The organism is Acidimicrobiia bacterium (genome assembly GCA_035948415.1).
Lineage (GTDB): Bacteria > Actinomycetota > Acidimicrobiia > IMCC26256 > PALSA-555 > PALSA-555.
Map to the genome: position 1 here is coordinate 1 of DASZJD010000092.1, position 12897 is coordinate 12897.

The 12897-nt window shown below is 73.8% G+C and carries 16 protein-coding genes, 1 tRNA gene and 1 pseudogene; 10 read left to right on the top strand and 8 right to left on the bottom strand.

Features of this window, described 5'->3' with window-relative positions; genetic code table 11:
- Positions 1-359 (top strand): GNAT family protein (locus VG869_12420; GenBank protein HEV3451997.1); only part of this gene is annotated, 359 nt, incomplete at its 5' end.
- Positions 360-362: 3 nt separating this feature from the next.
- On the opposite strand, the gene VG869_12425 is transcribed toward VG869_12420, so the two are convergent.
- From VG869_12425 to VG869_12435, 3 genes are read right to left on the bottom strand one after another with little or no spacing between them, the layout of a single operon-like run.
- A complete protein-coding gene (locus VG869_12425; GenBank protein HEV3451998.1) occupies positions 363-1178 on the bottom strand; it encodes a maleylpyruvate isomerase family mycothiol-dependent enzyme in 816 nt (271 codons plus the stop codon).
- Entirely contained in the window at positions 1178-1900 is a 723-nt protein-coding gene (locus tag VG869_12430) for a hypothetical protein (protein HEV3451999.1), read from the bottom strand. The genes VG869_12425 and VG869_12430 overlap by 1 nt, the downstream gene beginning before the upstream one ends.
- Positions 1897-2331, bottom strand: a complete 435-nt coding sequence (locus VG869_12435; GenBank protein ID HEV3452000.1) for a nuclear transport factor 2 family protein — start codon at positions 2329-2331, stop codon at positions 1897-1899. Before VG869_12435 ends, VG869_12430 begins: the two co-directional genes overlap by 4 nt.
- A gap of 77 nt (positions 2332-2408) precedes the next feature.
- Between VG869_12435 and VG869_12440 the strand changes: the two genes are divergently transcribed.
- The 5 genes and pseudogenes from VG869_12440 to VG869_12460 all read left to right on the top strand — a co-directional run bounded on the left by VG869_12440 (position 2409) and on the right by VG869_12460 (position 6058).
- A complete protein-coding gene (locus VG869_12440; protein ID HEV3452001.1) occupies positions 2409-3086 on the top strand; it encodes an HAD-IA family hydrolase in 678 nt (225 codons plus the stop codon).
- Positions 3086-3712, top strand: a complete 627-nt coding sequence (locus tag VG869_12445) for a histidine phosphatase family protein (protein ID HEV3452002.1) — start codon at positions 3086-3088, stop codon at positions 3710-3712. The genes VG869_12440 and VG869_12445 overlap by 1 nt, the downstream gene beginning before the upstream one ends.
- On the top strand, positions 3709-4479 hold the full coding sequence (locus VG869_12450; GenBank protein ID HEV3452003.1) for a crotonase/enoyl-CoA hydratase family protein: 771 nt from the start codon (positions 3709-3711) through the stop codon (positions 4477-4479). The genes VG869_12445 and VG869_12450 overlap by 4 nt, the downstream gene beginning before the upstream one ends.
- 73 nt (positions 4480-4552) lie before the next feature.
- Positions 4553-4876 (top strand): annotated as a pseudogene (locus VG869_12455) (CBS domain-containing protein).
- 3 nt (positions 4877-4879) lie between these two features.
- Positions 4880-6058 carry a citrate synthase/methylcitrate synthase gene (locus VG869_12460; protein HEV3452004.1) on the top strand — a complete coding sequence of 393 codons (1179 nt, stop codon included), beginning with the start codon at positions 4880-4882 and terminating at the stop codon, positions 6056-6058.
- Here the strand turns inward: VG869_12460 and VG869_12465 are convergent.
- Positions 6055-7065: a YihY/virulence factor BrkB family protein gene (locus VG869_12465; GenBank protein HEV3452005.1), complete on the bottom strand. Its 1011-nt coding sequence runs from the start codon at positions 7063-7065 to the stop codon at positions 6055-6057. The genes VG869_12460 and VG869_12465 overlap by 4 nt on opposite strands.
- A gap of 134 nt (positions 7066-7199) precedes the next feature.
- On the opposite strand from VG869_12465, the gene VG869_12470 reads away from it, so the two are divergent.
- The gene (locus VG869_12470) at positions 7200-9320 is read left to right on the top strand and encodes a PAS domain S-box protein (protein HEV3452006.1); all 2121 of its coding nucleotides are present in this window, start codon (positions 7200-7202) and stop codon (positions 9318-9320) included.
- A 5-nt stretch (positions 9321-9325) separates the two neighbouring features.
- Here the strand turns inward: VG869_12470 and VG869_12475 are convergent.
- The 3 genes from VG869_12475 to VG869_12485 form a co-directional block, all read right to left on the bottom strand.
- Positions 9326-9408, bottom strand: a tRNA-Leu gene (locus VG869_12475).
- Positions 9373-9708 (bottom strand): hypothetical protein, encoded by a 336-nt coding sequence (locus VG869_12480; GenBank protein HEV3452007.1) that lies wholly within the window; start codon positions 9706-9708, stop codon positions 9373-9375. The genes VG869_12475 and VG869_12480 overlap by 36 nt, the downstream gene beginning before the upstream one ends.
- Before the next feature lie 167 nt (positions 9709-9875).
- Positions 9876-10109: a hypothetical protein gene (locus VG869_12485; protein ID HEV3452008.1), complete on the bottom strand. Its 234-nt coding sequence runs from the start codon at positions 10107-10109 to the stop codon at positions 9876-9878.
- A gap of 130 nt (positions 10110-10239) precedes the next feature.
- Here VG869_12485 and VG869_12490 point away from each other — a divergent pair, with 130 nt between their 5' ends.
- Positions 10240-10485, top strand: coding sequence for a hypothetical protein (locus VG869_12490; GenBank protein HEV3452009.1), 246 nt, complete (start codon positions 10240-10242; stop codon positions 10483-10485).
- Positions 10486-10512: 27 nt separating this feature from the next.
- On the top strand, positions 10513-10827 hold the full coding sequence (locus VG869_12495; GenBank protein ID HEV3452010.1) for a hypothetical protein: 315 nt from the start codon (positions 10513-10515) through the stop codon (positions 10825-10827).
- A 51-nt stretch (positions 10828-10878) separates the two neighbouring features.
- On the opposite strand, the gene VG869_12500 is transcribed toward VG869_12495, so the two are convergent.
- A complete protein-coding gene (locus VG869_12500) occupies positions 10879-11487 on the bottom strand; it encodes a hypothetical protein (GenBank protein HEV3452011.1) in 609 nt (202 codons plus the stop codon).
- A gap of 355 nt (positions 11488-11842) precedes the next feature.
- On the opposite strand from VG869_12500, the gene VG869_12505 reads away from it, so the two are divergent.
- Positions 11843-12751 carry a lysophospholipid acyltransferase family protein gene (locus tag VG869_12505; GenBank protein HEV3452012.1) on the top strand — a complete coding sequence of 303 codons (909 nt, stop codon included), beginning with the start codon at positions 11843-11845 and terminating at the stop codon, positions 12749-12751.
- Positions 12752-12897: the final 146 nt, after the last annotated feature.

Genomic DNA, 12897 nt, shown 5'->3' on the forward strand with positions numbered 1-12897 from the left:
GCGACGCCAGCTTCGTGATCGTCGACCGGGGCACGGGCGCCCTCCTCGGCGCCATCGGGCTCCACGAGATCGACGACGCCGCCGGCACCGCCCAGGTCGGCTACTGGGTCGACGCCGCCGCCCGTCGGCGCGGGGTGGCGACCCGGGCGCTGCGCCTCGTGACGGGCTGGGCCCGCGACGAGCTCGGCCTGCGCCGCGTCGTGGCGCTCGTGTTCACGGACAACCCCTGGTCGCGGCGGGTGGTGGAGCGGGTCGGGTTCGTGCTCGAGGCCGGCCCCCCGACCGAGGTCGGCCACCAGCTGGGCCCCCGCTCGGCGTTCGTGTACGCGCTCACGGGCGGGGACGGCGCACCCGGGTGACGGTCAGGAGACGAAGTTCAGCTGCTCGACCACGCGCCGGCCGAGCTCGGCGTCGCCCGCGAACGACACCACGCCGGCCGCGAGCGCGTCGGCTGGCTCGAGGCGACCGCAGGCCAGGCGGGCCAGGGTCTCGCCGTCGGTCCGAACCGTCACCGTGGGCTGGGCCGGCGCCGCCTCGAGCAGCCGGGCCCGCCCCTCGACGACGACGGCGTGACGCCCCGCCAGCGGCGCGACGAGCTCGAACGCGACCGTCGTCCCCTCGGGGGGCGCCACCTTCTTGCCGACGACGAAGGGCAGCGCGCCGACGATCCGGCCCATGGCCGCCTCGGCGACCGGTCCCTCGAGGTCGCCCGGACGGCCGACCGGCCGGCGCATGTCCTGCTCGTGCACCCAGGAGTCGAAGACCCGGAACGGGAGCAGGTCGCGCACCGTCCCGGGCCCGACCGGGGTGAACGACGGCGCCCCGAAGTCGTCGGGGCTGAACCCGCGCAGCTGCGCCAGCCGGTCCGCGGTCACCGCCTCGAATTCGGCCAGCGCGTGGGCGCCGGCGTAGCCGCGCCGCGAGTCGACGAACACCTCGTTGCTCCGGCCGAAGTCGTTCTTGACGTGGGGCAGGTGAGCGGGGAGGTCGTGCTGGGGCGCCGGTCGGCCGAGGAACATCCACTCGAGGCCGGTCACGTGAACGAGGTTGTCCTGCACGGTCCAGCCCGGCACCTCGGTCGGCGTCTTCCACCCGGCCTCGTCGAGGGCTCGGCCGAAGTCGGCGATCGAGGCCCAGACGTGCTCGAGCTGGTCGACGAGGGTTCGATCCGACGGCATCAGGCCTCCTCGACCGGGCGCCGCCCATCGTCGCGCACCTCGACGTCCAGCACGGTGTGGTCCGGCCCCTTCGTGATCACGAGGTCGGCGTGCCGGCGGCTGGGGGCGACGTGCTCGCGCAGGTTCACGAGGTTGACGCCGCGCCACACCTGGTCGGCGAGCGCCGCCAGCGCCTCGTCGCCCATCGACGCCAAGGACCGGTAGAAGGAGGCGGGGTCGTCGCGGCCGGCGGCGACGAGGGCGAGGAACCGCTGCCGGAACCAGGATTCGAGGAGCGTCTCGTCGACCTCCACGTAGACGGCCACGTCGAGCAGGTCGGGCACGGCCGCCAGCACGTTGACCCCCTCGACGACGAGGACGTCGACGGCCGGGACCTCACGGTCGCCGTCGACGTCGTAGATCCGGTGCGAGTAGTGGGGCACCCGCCGCGGCAGGCGGCCCGCCCGCGCCGCCACGACGAAGGCTCGCAGGGCGGCGAGGTCGTAGGACTCGGGGAAGCCCTTGCGGGCGGCGAGCCCCCGCTCGGCGAGCCCGCGGTTCGGGAGGAGGAACCCGTCGGTGCTCACCACATCGACCGACGCCGGGCCGAGCGCGGCCCGCAGCTCCTCGGCGAGCACCGTCTTGCCGCTCGCCACGCCGCCGGCGATCCCGACGACGACCGGGCCGGCGTGCGGGGGCGCGGCGGCGGCGAGGCCGCGCACGGCCTCGGCGGGGCTCCTCACCGTCGCATGTGGTCGGACAGGTCGCCGAGCAGGTCGGGGTGGATGGCGCGCTCCACGAAGCGCCAGCGGCCGTCGACGCGCGCGAAGCGGTCCTGGTACCGGCCCGAGAGCACGGGCCCGAGCCCGCCGCTCGGACGGGCCTGGAGCACGGTGAAGACGCAATGGCTGGTGGCCGTGCCGGCCTCGGGGTCGACGGCCACCTCGAGGTTCGAGAGCACGTGCTGGGTGCGCGGCGTGCCGTCCTCGTAGCGGATCACCGGCGCGTACAGGCGCCGGACGGCGTCGCGACCGACCAGCGCGCCGCCGCGGCCCGCCGGTCGAACCACCACCGCGTCGGCGAACAGCGCCGCCAGCCCATCGAGGTCGCCGGCGTCGAGACGCTCGGCGTAGGCCACGACGAGGGCGCGCACGGCCTCGGCGTCGGACCCCACGGCGTCATCATGGCGCGCCGACCGACCACCCGGCTCGGGACGCGGCGGTGGACGGGAGCGCCCGGTAGCGTCGCCCCGTGGCGTGGCGCGCCGTCATCTTCGATCTCGGCGGTGTGGTGATGCCGTCCCCGCTCGACACCTTCCGCGCCTACGAGGCGCGGCACGGCCTCCCACACCGGTTCCTGAGCGAGGTCGTGGTGAGCGGCGGCGAGCACGGGGCGTGGTCGCGGTTCGAGCGCGGCGAGCTCGACCCCGCCGGCTTCGCGGACGCGTTCGAGGCCGAGTGCGTGGCCGCCGGGGGCCGGGTGGACGTCCGCGACCTCCTGGCCGAGATCGCCACCGGCGGGGGACCACACGAAGTCATGCTCGAGGCACTCCGGCGCATCCGCGCCCACGGCCTTCGCACCGCCGCGCTCACGAACAACTGGGCCACCGACGACGCCTCGACCATCGGCGACCGCCACCCGGAGCTCGCCGCCGGCTTCGACGTGGTGATCGAGTCCGCGGTCGAGGGCCTCCGGAAGCCGGACCCCCGCATCTACGAGCTCACGTGCGCTCGACTCGACGTCCGGCCCGACGAGGCGGTGTTCCTCGACGACCTCGGCGTGAACCTCAAGGCCGCCCGCGCCCTCGGGATGGCGACGATCAAGGTGGCGGACCCGGCCGTCGCCGTCGGCGAGCTGGAATCGCTCCTCGGCTTCCCGCTGGCCGCCGACCCGGCGCCCGCCCGTCCGTCGCCGGGCGGCGGGTCCTGATGGAGCTCGTCCTCGTCCGGCACGCCCAGCCCGTGCGGGTCGAGCCCGGCAGCGTCGACGGAGCGGCCGACCCCGAGCTCAGCCCGGCGGGTCGCCACCAGGCCGAGCGGCTCGCCGCGTGGCTGGCGGCCGAGGCGCCCGACGCGCTGCTCACGAGCCCGCTCCGACGCGCCCGCGAGACCGCGGCGGCCCTCGCGACCACCCTCGATGTCGCGCCCGCGGTCGTCGACGGGCTGGCCGAGTACGACGCCGGGGCCGACCACTACATCCCCATCGAGGAGCTGCGGGCGACGAGGGACGAACGCTGGTACGCGACGATCGAGGGACGGTGGGCGGACGTCGGCGGCGTCGATCCCGCCGCCTTCCAGCGCCAGGTGGTGCCGGCGGTCGAAGGCGTGATCCACCGCTTCCCCGGCCAACGGGTCGTGGTCGTCACCCACGGCGGGGTCCTGAACGTCTACCTCGCCCACGTGCTCGGGATCGACCAGCTGCTCTGGTTCCATCCCGAGTACACGTCGGTGAACCGAGTCCGCGCCGCCCGCACCGGGCCGCGCAGCGTCGTCTCCATCAACGAGACCGCGCACCTGTACGCGCGGCGCGAGCCGAGTCAGGAGGCAGGCCAGTGACCGTCCGCACCGAGACCGACGGGCCCGTGGTCGTGGTCACGATCGATCGACCCGAGGTGCGCAACGCCGTCGACGCGCCGACCGCGGCCGCGCTCGCCGACGCCTTCCGTGCCTTCGACGCCGACGACGACGCGTCCGTGGCCGTCCTCACCGGCGCCGGCGGCGTCTTCTGCGCCGGCGCCGACCTCAAGGCGATGGGCGCCGGGCGCGCCAACCGCGTCGCCGCCGACGGGGACGGCCCGATGGGCCCGACCCGCGCGCGAACCGCGAAGCCGGTGCTCGCCGCCGTCGAGGGCTACGCGGTCGCCGGCGGCCTCGAGCTGGCCTGCTGGTGCGACCTGCGGGTGGCGGCCCGCGACGCCGTCTTCGGGGTGTTCTGCCGCCGGTGGGGAGTCCCGCTCATCGACGGGGGCACGGTGCGACTCCCCCGGCTGCTCGGGCTCAGCGCCGCCCTCGACCTCATCCTCACCGGCCGCGGCGTGGCCGGCGACGAGGCCTTGCGCCTGGGCCTGGCCAACCGCCTCACCGAGCCCGGCGCCGCCCTCGAGGCGGCGCGCGGCCTGGCCCACGAGCTGGCCCAGCTCCCCCAGACCTGCCTGCGCAACGACCGCCGCTCCGTCTACGAGCAGGAAGGGCGCACCCTCGAGGAGGCCATGGGCGTCGAGTACGAGCTCGGGGTCGCGACGCTCTCGTCCCCCGAGTTCGCGGCCGGCGTGGCCCGCTTCGTCGACGGCGAGGGGCGCCACGGCGCGCCGACGGGGCCGTAGATTGGGAATGCCGCACCGCGGGGAAGTGAGGACGAGGGTGGCACCAGACGCCAAGCGCACGGTGGCCGACATCATGAGCCACCCGGTCGTCACCGCGACCGCCGACGACACCGTGTCGGCCGCGGCGCGGCGCATGCGGACCGAGGGCGTCGGCTCGGTCGTGGTCGTCGACGGGGAGCGGGCGATCGGGATCCTCACCGAGCGGGACCTGGTGCGCCTGGCCGGCGCCGGCGCCGACGGCGGGGCCCGGGTCGCGGACTGGATGACCGCCGACCCCGACCACGTGGCGCCGGACGCCGAGGCGGCGGCGGCGTTCGCGAGCCTCGCCGAGCACGGCTACCGCCACATCCCGGTGGTCGACGACGGGCGGCTCGTCGGCATCGTCTCGATGCGCGACCTGATGCGCATCGCCCAGATCCAGCCGGCCGAGTCGCTCGCCCACGAGGTGCCGCGCGGGCTCGAGGGCGTCGTGGTCGCCGAGACCGAGATCGGCGACGTGCGAGGCCTCGAGGGCTTCTACCACTACCGCCAGTACAACGCCGTGGAGCTCGCCGAGACCCGCAGCCTCGAGGACGTCTGGTACCTGCTGTTCTACGGCGACCTGCCGACCGCGGCCCAGCGCGAACGGTTCATGGCCGAGGTCGGCCCGCTGCGCGAGATCCCACCCGAGGTGCGGCGGGTGCTCCCCGAGCTCGCGGCGGTGGCCGACGCGGCGCCGCCGCTCGACCTGCTGCGCACGGTGGTGTCGCTTCTCGGGGCGTCGCTCGACTTCCGCCCGTCGCTCGACCTGTCCCGCGCCGAGCTGCGGTCCGAGGCGCTCCGGGTCTGCGCGGTGGTGCCGACCGTGCTCTGCGCCCTGCACCGACTCCAGCACGGTGAGGCGATCGTCGAGCCCGACCCGCAGCTGCCCTACGCCGCCAACTACCTCTCGATGATGCTCGGCGAGACGCCGACGGTCGAGCACGCGCGGGCGATCGAGCAGTACCTCATCTCGACCATCGACCACGGCTTCAACGCCTCCACGTTCACGGCTCGGGTGATCACCTCCACGGGCGCCGACCTCGCGGCGGCGGTGGTCGGCGCGATCGGCGCGCTGTCCGGTCCGCTGCACGGCGGCGCCCCCAGCCGGGCCCTCCAGATGCTCGACGAGATCGGCACGATCGAGAACGCCGACGCCTGGATCCGCGCCGCGGTCGAGCGGGGTGACCGCCTGATGGGCTTCGGCCACCGCGTCTACAAGACCGACGATCCCCGGTCGGTGATGCTGCGGAGCGTCGCCGAGCGCCTCGGGGGGCCGAAGGTCGAGTTCGCCGAGCGGGTCGAGCAGCTCGCGGTCGAGATCCTCGCCGAGCTCAAGCCCGGGCGAAAGCTGTACTCGAACGTCGAGTTCTACGCCGGCATCGTGATGGACGCCTGCGGGGTGCCCCGCGACATGTTCACGCCGACGTTCGCGTCGAGCCGCGTCATCGGGTGGACGGCCCACATCCTCGAGCAGGCGGCCGACAACCGGCTCATCCGGCCGAGTGCCCACTACGTCGGGCCTCCCCCGCCGCAGCCGGTCCCGCCCCCCGACGCCTAGAGCCGCTCGGCGCGGCGTCCCGCCACCCAGACGTGCTGGCGCGTCGCCGGCGCCCGCGGTCGAACCCGGGGCGTCACCTGCAGTTGGCGCGCGGCGTCGGAGACCCCCGACGCCAGCTGACGGCTCCGCTCCAGCTCGGCGTTGAACTCCGCGCCGACCAGGATCGACAGGTTGGTGACCCACAGCCACACCAGGAAGACGACCACCCCGCCCAGGGTCCCGTAGACCTGGTTGTAGGAGGCGAAGAACGCCGTGTAGGCGGCGAAGCCGACGGACGCCACCAGCCAGATCAGCAGCGCGACCGTCCCGCCCGGCGTCAGCCAGCGGAACCCGGACAGCCGCACGTTCGGCGCGGTCGCGTACAGCACCGCGAACATGGTCACGACGATCAGGAGCAGCGCCGGCCACTTCCCGTAGTCCCACGCGGTCACCGCGTCGCGGCCGACCCCGACGCTGTCACCGACGGCGCGGGCCACGGAGCCGGTGGCCACCACGGCCAGGGCGACGGTCGCGGTGAGGAGCACCATCACGAGCGTGACCGTCAGCTGGAGGGGACGGAGCCGCCAGAAGCGCCGCCCCTCCTCGACCTCGTAGATGGCGTTCGACGCCCGCATGAAGGCGCCGACGTAGCCTGAGGCCGACCACAGCGAGGCGAACAGCCCGACGCCGAGCAGCGCCCCCGCGCCCCCCTTGTTCCGGACCACGCTGCGGATCGGCCCCCGGAGGGTGTCGACGGCCGAACGCGGCGCCAGCCGGCCGACGATCCGGAGCAGCGCGTCGGTGGTCTCGGGGTACTTGCCGAAGATGCCCACGAGCGCCACGAGCACGATCAGGGCCGGAAACACGGCCAGGACCGTGTAGTAGGTGAGGGCGGCGGCCCGATCGGTCAGGTGGTCGTCCCGCACCTCCCGGACGCTGCGAACGAGCACCTGCCCCCAGGCCCGCGCCGGCAGGTCGGTCGGCTTCGCCGGGGGCGCGGGCCGCTCGGCACCGACGAGGGACGGCATCGCGCGTTGGTACCCGCCCGGCCGCCGCCCCATGCCAGGCCTGGCGGCCCGGCCCGGGCCGGTCGAACGCCTCAGGTGCCCGGCGTGGCGGTCCGAAACACCAAGGGCACCTGGCCGTTGCTAGTGGGGAAATTGTGACTGAGGACCATCGACCGACGCCGAGGACCCGGCCCGGGCCGCCGGACGCCGCCTCACCGGCCGAGGCCGAGGCACCGGAGGTCGCCGAGGCCCGGTTCCGGGCCCTGGTCCTGCGCTCGTCGGACATCACGACCGTCCTCGAACCGGACGGGCGGTGGCGCTGGTCGAGCCCCGCGGGCACCCGGGTCCTCGGCTACCCCGCCGACTTCCACCCCGAGTGGGGGATCTTCTCCCTCGTGCACCCCGATGACGTCGAGCCGGCGTTCCAGGCCTTCCAGGAGGTGCTGGACGGCGCTCGCGGTCCCGACGACGCGATCGTGCTGCGGGTGGAGGCCGCCGACGGCACCTGGCGTCAGCTCGAGACCGTGGCGTCCAACCTCGTCGACGACGAGGCGGTCCGCGGGGTGGTGTTGAACTCTCGTGACGTCACCGAGCGGATCGAGGTCGAGGACCGGCTGCGAACCAGCGAGCAGCGTTTTCGCGCCGTCGTCCAGCACGCGTCGGACGTCGTCACCGTCGCCGACGCCGACGGCGCCATCGTCTACACGAGCCCCTCGGTGGAGCGGGTGCTCGGGTACGGCCCGGACGAGCTCGTCGGCACCCAGACCCGCGATCTCATCCACCCCGACGATGTCGCGCGTGTCGAGGCGGCGGTCACCGAGCAGTTCCTGTCGGGGGCCCCGGCCGAGCCGATCGAGTATCGGGTTCGGCACTGCGACGGCTCGTGGCGAGTGGTCGAGGGTCGGATCACGAACCTGCTCGACGAGCCGGGGATCCACGGCGTCGTCGGCATGAACCGAGACATCACCGAGCGGATCGAGGCCGAGGCGGCGCTCCGTCTGACCCGTGAGCGGTTCGAGAACCTCGTCGCGCACTCGTCGGACCTCATCTCGATCGCCAACGCCGAGGGCGAGATCATCTACATCAGCCCCTCCGTGAAGCGCCTGCTCGGGTACGAGCCGCACGAGGTCACCGGCCACCAACGTCAGCCGCTCATCGATCCGGAGGACGTCCCCCGGGTCGCGGCGGCGATCATCGACGACCGGGCCCCGGACGCCGAGCCCCGGCTCGTCCGCTACCGGGCCCGGCACCGAGACGGCTCCTGGCGCTTCTTCGAGGGTGTCACCACCAACCTCCTGCACGAGCCGAGCGTGGCGGGATTCGTCACGAACGCCCGAGACGTCACCGAACGCCAGGCGGCCGAGCAGAAGGCCGCCCAGCTCACCGCGGTGCTCGAGCGAAGCAACGAGGTCGTGGTCCTGTCCGACCCGGGCGGCGCGGTCGTCTATGCGAATCGACGGGCCCGCGCGTTCTTCGGCCTCGACGGCCCCGAGAACGTCGCTGACCTCTCCACGATCGAGTCGCGAGAGCGCCTCCGCAGCGAGATCATGCCCTTCGTCCGTCGCCACGGCCTCTGGACCGGAGAGCTCGCCCTTCGGACCAGCCAGAGCACCGAGGTGCCGATGATCGCGACGTTGCAAGCCCACCGTGAGAACGGCGAGATCGTGCTCATCTCCACGATCGCCCACGACATCACGGAGCTGAAGAAGACCCAACACCGGCTGCACCACGAGGCGACCCACGACACGCTGACGGGCTTGCCGAACCGGGCGCTGTTCAACGAGGTCGCCGAGCAGGCCCTCAACCGGGCCAGCCGCGACGACGCGACCACGGCGGTCATGTTCTTGGACCTCGACGGGTTCAAGGCCGTGAACGATTCGCTGGGTCATGACGCCGGTGACCGGCTGCTCGTCGAGGTGGCGCGACGGCTCCGGGTGGCGGTCCGAGCTGGCGACGTGGTCGCCCGGATCGGCGGTGACGAGTTCTGCGTCCTCGCGGAGCGGATCAGCGACGAACGCGAGGCTCGCGACCTGAGCCGCCGACTGCTGGACGCAGTCGGCACCCCGCTCAAGCTGGAAGGCCGCGACGTGCAGATCAGCACCAGCATCGGCCTCGCCCTCGACACGACCGGCGCCGAGATGATCGGCAGCCTCGTCCGCGACGCCGACGTGGCGCTCTATCGCGCCAAGCACAACGGGCGCGGCCGCGTCGAGGTGTTCACACCGTCGCTGCCGCTCGATCCGACGACCGCTGACTCCCCCGCGGCGGCCCGCTGACCGCGTGCCCGGAGGAGGAGTCGAACCTCCACGCCCCAAAGGGCTAGCGGGTTTAAGCCGCCTGCGTCTGCCGTTCCGCCATCCGGGCGCGGGGTGAGGGTAGGCCGGCACCCGGCTCGTCGCCGAGGGCGGCGAGCAGGCCACGCCGGGCGTCGTCGGCTCGCTCGGGGTCCAGCCGGTTGACGCGAACCACGCCCTCCACCATGTCGACGATCACGTCGTCGAACGAGCGGTCGCGCAGCGCCACTGCGATCACCGCCCCGTCCCGGAAGTGGCGCAGCGTGCGGACCGCCCCCGGCACCCTCGGGGGTGACCGGAAGGCGGGCACCGTCAGCCCGGCCGAGCGCGCGGCCGAGCCGAGTCGCCTCGCCACAGCGACGAAGCGCACCGCCGGCCAGCCGTGGCCATCGGATCGGGGTTCTCCGCCCATCGGGACGACGATCGCGCCCGGGTGCGACACGCGCCGGACGGCGGCGCCGCGCGGCGGGGACCGGCGCCGGGCGTCAGCCGCTCACCGCCGACCGGGACCCCGGGAAGCGCCCGAGCCGTCTCCGATCAGGCGGACCGGGCTCGGGGGCCCGAGCCTCGAGCCCCCCGGATCCCCCGCCGGATCAACGACACGCTGGCCGCGACGAGGAGGACCACGAGGGCGTCAGCCAGGTACGAGCCGAGCGTCCCCGAGCTCGGGACGTGCATCTCGCCCGAGAACAGCCACACGCCGATCCCGACCGCGAGGACCAGACAGGCGCCGGCGCCGGCGAACCGCTTACGGACCGCTGATGTCATCACGCCCTCACCGTCCGCCAGCGGCCCGATCCGTTACGCGCCGCCGCGCCGGCGCCCGCCTCGGCGGGAGCACGGGCGGCCAGCCCCAGCCACCGCGGGCCACCATGGCCGCCCACCGAGCCGGGAGGTCGCGATGGCCAGGATCCGATGGGTCGAGGAGGACGAGGCCACCGGACCCCTCGCCGACCTCTACGCCGAGGTGCGGGAGCGGATGCTCGGGCTCGTCCCGGACGTCTTCAAGACGATGAGCCTCCGTCCCGACTTCCTCCGGGCGATGTCGGACGCCTCGATGCTGCACTTCACCGACGGGTCGTTGACGCGGGCCCAGCACGAGCTGATCGCCTCGTACGTGTCGGCCCTCAACCGCTGCCACTACTGACTGTCGACCCACGTCTGGCTCCTGCAGTTGCAGGGCGACGAGTACCACGAGGTCGGGCAGGCGCTCCGCGACGGACGCCTCGACGACCTCCGACTGTCGGACGCCGAGTCGCTGCTCCTCGACTACGTCGCCACGCTGACGAAGCACGCCTACCGAATCACCGACGCGCAGGTCGAGGGCCTGCGACGAGGGGGCTGGACCGACGAGCAGATCGCCGAGGCCACGTACGACGCGGCGCTCTTCAACCTCTTCGTGCGCCTGGCGGACGCGTTCGACATCCACCCGATGCCGATGATGGACCCGGACGGGCCCCCGACGGCGCTGACGGAGCCGCCGGCCTGACTCCTCGACCCGAGCTTCCACGACGCAGCACCGACGAGCTCCAACACGGGCTCAGGGTGCGCCCAGCACCCCGAGGACGACGATCACCACGCCGCCGCCGAACAGGACCGCGCCGGCGGCGAACTGCCAGCTGGCGAGCACCCTCGACGCGCTCGTCGAGGTGGCCTGATCCCGGCCGACGACGAGGGCACCGCCGTCCACCCACGCCGACCAGCCGTTCGAGCAGGCCACGCGGGCCCACCCGTCGTCACGCCGCTCCAGGAGCCGCACCGCCAGACCCGGCGGGAGGATCTCGGTCGGCGCCGACGCCGGATCCGGGTCCCGCCACGCCGACAGCCCCGCGGCGGGGGCCAGATGCGTCGGTGACCACGCCGTCGACGCAACCCCGACGATCGGTTCGGTCAGCGGCGCCGTCGGCGCCGCGTCGGCGGGCGCGGGCGCGCCCAGCCCCGTCAGCACGCCGAGCCGCCGGCCGTCGACCCAGGCCGACCAGCCGTTCGAGCAGGCCACCCGGGCCCACCCGTCGTCACGCCGCTCGAGGAGCTCGACCGCCAGACCCGGGTCCAAGGTCGCGACCGCAGGCTCGCCGGGGTCAGGAACGGCCCACGCCGGGAGGCCCCCGGCGGGGATCACGTGCGTGGGGGCAAAGAACTCCGCCATCCGATCAACGCCGCTCCGAGCCGACCCGCGTCGCTCGACTCCCGGCCATCGCCACCCCCGAACCAAACCGCCGCGAGGAGGCACGGTAGACCCCGGCGCCGCCAACCGCTCGCGGTGCGTCGGAGCCATGCCGCGCCACGCGGGTGACACGGGCCGCGCTGGCGATCGGCCACGGCCACGGCCGCACTCGCCGATCGTGTGCAGCCGCCGCGACACCCGGGCGACGCCGCCGGCCCCGCCGGACGCCCGACGAGCGCTTCGGCCGCCTCGTGGCCCGCGTGTGACCATCCGACGCCATCCCCCCAATCGGCGCTTCGGGTTGCCAGCCAGCCAGCGAGCGGGGTTCACTGGCCCGGTGCGACCTGAGTTCTTCGAGCACCCGGTGGCGGCGAGCGGCACCGTCACGAACGTCCGGCTCGGCGGCGGTGAGCTCGTCCCCGTCCCTCGAGACCCGGATCCTGACGACGACGAGCAGCTCCGCGTCGGCGACGTCGACGACTGGGGTCGCAGCGAGCGCGTGCGGGCGATCGCGCGGCGCATCTACGACCCCATCTACCGGCGATGGTTCCGCGTCGAATGGGAGGGGCTCGAGCACGTCCCCACCGAGGGCGGAGCACTGCTCGTCGGGAACCACGGTGGCGCGATCCCGTCCGACGCCCCGGTGATCATCCACGGGATCGAGACCGAGCTCGGGCGACCGCTCTACGGCCTGGCCGACAACCTGTTCCGAGCCGTGCCGGTCGTCGGGACCCTGTGGTCGCGCACGGGTGGCGTGCCCGCCCATCCCGACAACGCCTACCGGCTGCTCCACGACGAGCAGCAGCTCGCGCTCGTGTTCCCGGAAGGCACGAAGGGCACCGGCAAGCTGGCCCGCGAGCGCTACCAGCTGCGACGCTTCGGGCGGGGCGGGTTCGTCGAGATCGCCATGCGAGCCGGGGTGCCGATCGTGCCGCTCGCCATCGTCGGCAACGAGGAGGCGATGCCGATCGTCTTCAAGAGCGGCCGGCTGGCCAAGCTCTTGAACGTCCCCTACTTCCCGGTGACCGCCAACCAGTTCGTCTTCGGGCCACTGCTGGGGCTCGTCGTCCCGTTCCCGGTGAAGTTCCGGGTCCGGGCCCTGCCGCCGGTCCACTTCGACGCCGCACCGAACCAGGACCGCTACAACCGCAGCCTCGTGATGGACCAGTCGGAACGGATCCGCTCCGACATCCAGGAAGCGGTGTTCGACCTGCTCCGGAGCCGGCGCAGCGTCTGGTTCGGCTGATGCGAATCCTGGTCACCGGTCTCGGGACCTACTTCGGCAGCAGGGTGGCGCAGGTCCTCGAGGGCGAGCCCGGCGTCGAGCTCGTCGTCGGCGTGGACACCCGCGAGCCCGTCCTCCCGCTGGAGCGCACGGAGTTCGTGCGGGCC

Excerpts from the sequence above, each read along its gene's own strand:
- VG869_12425 (HEV3451998.1), bottom strand. The coding sequence starts at position 1,178 with ATGCCGTCGGATCGAACCCTCGTCGACCAGCTCGAGCACGTCTGGGCC.
- VG869_12445 (HEV3452002.1), top strand. The coding sequence starts at position 3,086 with ATGGAGCTCGTCCTCGTCCGGCACGCCCAGCCCGTGCGGGTCGAGCCC.
- VG869_12460 (HEV3452004.1), top strand. The coding sequence starts at position 4,880 with ATGCGCATCGCCCAGATCCAGCCGGCCGAGTCGCTCGCCCACGAGGTG.
- VG869_12465 (HEV3452005.1), bottom strand. The coding sequence starts at position 7,065 with ATGCCGTCCCTCGTCGGTGCCGAGCGGCCCGCGCCCCCGGCGAAGCCG.
- VG869_12490 (HEV3452009.1), top strand. The coding sequence starts at position 10,240 with ATGGCCAGGATCCGATGGGTCGAGGAGGACGAGGCCACCGGACCCCTC.
- VG869_12500 (HEV3452011.1), bottom strand. The coding sequence starts at position 11,487 with ATGGCGGAGTTCTTTGCCCCCACGCACGTGATCCCCGCCGGGGGCCTC.